Raw genomic sequence first — 1,572 nt, forward strand, 5'->3', positions numbered from 1 at the left:
CAATCTGGTTGTTCTCCGTACTCGATACCGGCGCGGGCAGTTGCGGCGCAAAATCCGGCGTCGCCTCGATGGGATTGTCGAGATCCTTCTGCACCGCATCGCCCACCGCCTTGCCGCGCACCGTCAGCGTGTATGTGTGGCCCACGTCCGCCGTCCAGCTCTGCACCACCCGGTCGTGACGGTTCATGCCGACCGTGCTGGCCATCTGCAACGCCACCTGCCGCGCGTACAGCCCGCCCACGTTCACAACATACGCCGCGCCCACGTTGAGCATCTGGCCGAAGCCCACGTTCTGCACCGCCGCCAGATCGATCGTCTCGAACTTCCAGCCACCCGTATGCAGCTTCCAGTTGCGCCCGATATGGTCCGTCTCGTCGTGGCCGATGGTCTTCGTGCGGTCGTGGCCCACCGTATGGGTTTCGTCGTTCTCCACGACGGTATCCAGGTTGCGCTCCGCCTGGATCCAGACCTGTTCCTGCCCGGCCTTGTCCTCGAAGCGGATCGCGTTGGCGTTGCCATAGCCGCCGCCTTTCGAGGAGCGCGTGAGGATGCCGCTCTGCGTCGCGTTGTCCGGCAACTGCCACGGCGGCATGGTGGCCGCGTTGTAGACCCGGCCCGTCACAATGGGGCGCGCCGGATCGCCATTCTCGAAATCCACGATCACTTCCGTGCCCACGCGTGGAATGTGAATGCCGCCGTAGTTCGCCCCCGTCCACGGGTACGAGACGCGGATCCAGCACGACGAGTTCTGGTCTTTCGGCCCGGCGTGATCCCAGGGAAAGCTTAATTTCACGCGGCCATACTGGTCGGTCCATATTTCACTGCCTGCCGCGCCGGTCACCATTGCCGTCTGCGGGCCGCTGATGCGTGGCCGGGGCCACCGGCTGCGATCCGGGCGGAACTGCACCGTCGCGGGCTGCACCTCGAAGTCCACCTCGAAGCGGTACTGGGCACCGCTACCCGAGGTCTCGCTGGTTTCCTCGAAATCGAGCTTCGCCCACAGCACGAGATATTCGCGGTTGGCCCCGGGCCTTGGGTGGTTCTCCAGCGTGAAGGTCGTGCCGCACACCACGTCGCGCAGGTTGCCGTGGCCGGTGGCGCGCTCGCCGGGGGCGCGAAGTTCCTCCATGCGCAGCCGCGCAATGTCCTCGCCCTCGCCGTGTTCGGTGTAGTTGCCGGGCCACTCGCGCATTTCCAGATCGCTGTGCGCCGTGTCCTGCTGCAGTTCGTGGTGCGAAGTTAGATCCGCGCGCGGCTTCTTGAAGTGGTACTCGTCGGTGCTGAAGACGCCGGTGGTCAGACGCTGGACAGGTTCGAAGTGGTCGATGTACTCGCGGTCGATCTTCAGGTCCGGCTCGTGGTATTCGAGCGTGTGATAGGCCTTGCTCGCCACCGGCCTGTAGCCGCCCAGGTGATCGACAAAGACGATGCGGTGAAACGTGTCGCTGTGCTCGACGTACCAGGTGATCCCCGCTTCTGCCAGCATGCGCTGGACGAACGCGAGCGATGTTTCGCCGTACTGGACCACGTAGTCGAGCGGTTCATAGGTGCCGTCCGTGCGGAATTCGTAGG

General features: G+C 64.6%; 1 protein-coding gene. It reads right to left on the minus strand.

What is annotated here, in order from left to right; translation table 11 throughout:
• On the minus strand, window positions 1–1,572 hold a 1,572-nt coding region (locus BBA01S_RS45035), incomplete at both ends, for a type VI secretion system Vgr family protein (RefSeq protein ID WP_042298661.1).

The sequence above is a fragment of the Paraburkholderia bannensis NBRC 103871 genome (genome assembly GCF_000685015.1).
Classification (GTDB): Bacteria; Pseudomonadota; Gammaproteobacteria; order Burkholderiales; family Burkholderiaceae; genus Paraburkholderia; species Paraburkholderia bannensis.